Below are 1,904 nucleotides of genomic sequence, written 5' to 3' on the forward strand. Positions count from 1 at the left end.
AGCCGGACCGCTGATTGCGGGCTGGGCATCAAGGCCGCAGCACAGGCCCTGGGTCTGGACTTTGTGCCCCTGGCCAGGGAGCGCTATGACCTGCTCATCCCTGCAGATTTCATCCAGGACGACAAGGTGGTCCAGGTAATAAATCTGCTGCATTCCCGGGACTTCAAGGCCGGGATTGAAAGCCTGGGCGGCTACGAAACCACCCTCACCGGCCGGGAAATGAAACCGGGCATGGGGCTTTAGTTGCTTACTGGTGAAATCCTGTCATAAAAAACAAGAAATCGTTATCGGTTAATAGTTAACTGTTAATTGTTGAAGAACAAAAGCCAAAATTAACTGCCTTACCCCATTAACAATTAACAAATAACAGATAACTGGGCTGCGGGTATGGCCCGCGTTAGTTTGTCATCCCTTCTGCATCAGGGTTTTTACGTGGGCTGCACAAGCCCGGGCCAGACCGTCCAGATTGTACCCCCCTTCCAGGGTTGACACCAGTCGTCCCGAGGCATGCTTGTCGGCTATTTCCATGGCGATTTCGGTAAGCCTTGCAAAATCGTCCTCAGTAAGGTTGAAGCGGCCCAGGAGATCTCCCTGCATGGCGTCAAAGCCGGCGGAAACAAGCACAAGCTGGGGCTTGTATTCATCCATGGCCGGGACCAGGTGCCCTGTAAAGGCGGGCAGGATTTCATCCCGGCCCGCACCGGCGCTGAACGGAAAATTCATGTTTGTTCCCCGGCCTTTGCCGGAGCCGGTTTCGTGTCTTTCCCCTGTAAAAGGAAACCAGGCTTCCTGGTGGGTGCTGAAGAAAAACACCTCCTGCTCCTGGTAAAAGGCCTCCTGGGTACCGTTTCCATGATGTACGTCCCAGTCTATGACCACTATCCGGTCCAGGCCGTATTTCTTCATGGCATGCCTGGCAGCCAGGGCCACGTTGTTGAACAGGCAAAAACCCATGCCCATGCCGGGACGGGCATGATGCCCCGGGGGACGCACCGGGCAGAAGGCATTGGCCGCCTTGCCCTCCATGACCAGGTCCACCGCGTTTATAAGCCCCCCTGCGGCGGCAAGGGCTGCATCCCAGGAACCGTTGCTTATACCGGTATCCGGATATCCCAGGGAGTGGCGTCCGGCGGCCACGCTGTCGCGTACCAGGTCCACGTAACCGGCTTCATGGTTGCCAAGCAGGTCCTCTTCCCGGGCCGGCTCAGGGCTTTGCCATACCAGCTCAGAATTCTGATCCCCGTTCTGCAGGGCGGAAACAATGGCATCCAGCCTGGCCGGGTTCTCGGGATGCCCGCTGCCGGCCAGGTGGGTCTTGCATATCTGATCATACATAATAAATGTTTTAGCCATCTGCCTTCTCCTTTTGGTCTTAGGTACTCCCTGACTGTAAAATACACAGCAGTTGACATCGAGACTGTGCACACTCTCGCCCCTGGCCAAGTCGCTGCGTTAGCTTACGTCGCTAAAGTCGCCCAATCGCCCCCCAATCCCCAATCCCTAAATACCTCAATCCCTCAATCCCCCAATCCCTTAATCCCTAAATCCCCCAATCCCTGAATACCCCAATTCTCAATCCATAAACAAAAACAAAGCCTCATCTCCGGGGTCGAGCCCCAGCAGCCGGGCAGCGCTGTATTCCCTGGCCGCAATCTCAAGTTTGCCCTGGCTTCCGGTGACCAGGCCCAGGCACCCTTCGGGGATGGCGGCGTAGTATGAAACCAGAACCATTTCATAGCCGCCGATGCGCATCCGCGCCCCCTGCAGCCTGCCCGCCCAGGAGTCTATGTCCAGGTTGAGCACCAGGTTGCCGTAGTGGTCCCGGTGCAGGACCACGCATTTAACCCCGGTACTGCACGCAGCCGGCTCAGGCAGGTAAAGCCTGACCAGTTCCTGGGGATCAA

3 protein-coding genes are annotated in these 1,904 nt (G+C 56.8%); 1 reads left to right on the plus strand and 2 read right to left on the minus strand.

Features of this window, described 5'->3' with window-relative positions; translation table 11 throughout:
* On the plus strand, positions 1–243 hold a 243-nt coding region (locus D5S03_RS13170), incomplete at its 5' end, for a substrate-binding domain-containing protein (RefSeq protein ID WP_287044381.1).
* Between the two features lie 162 nt (positions 244–405).
* Here the strand turns inward: D5S03_RS13170 and D5S03_RS13175 are convergent.
* The gene (locus tag D5S03_RS13175; protein WP_287044382.1) at positions 406–1,353 is read right to left on the minus strand and encodes a histone deacetylase family protein; all 948 of its coding nucleotides are present in this window, start codon (positions 1,351–1,353) and stop codon (positions 406–408) included.
* Positions 1,354–1,572: 219 nt separating this feature from the next.
* On the minus strand, positions 1,573–1,904 hold a 332-nt coding region (locus D5S03_RS13180), incomplete at its 5' end, for an SAM hydroxide adenosyltransferase (protein ID WP_287044383.1).

This window comes from Desulfonatronospira sp. MSAO_Bac3 (assembly GCF_003838035.1).
Classification (GTDB): domain Bacteria; phylum Desulfobacterota; class Desulfovibrionia; order Desulfovibrionales; family Desulfonatronovibrionaceae; genus Desulfonatronospira; species Desulfonatronospira thiodismutans.

Bases quoted from the DNA above. Each gene is read 5' to 3' on its own strand.
- D5S03_RS13175 (WP_287044382.1), bottom strand. From the start codon at position 1,353: ATGGCTAAAACATTTATTATGTATGATCAGATATGCAAGACCCACCTG.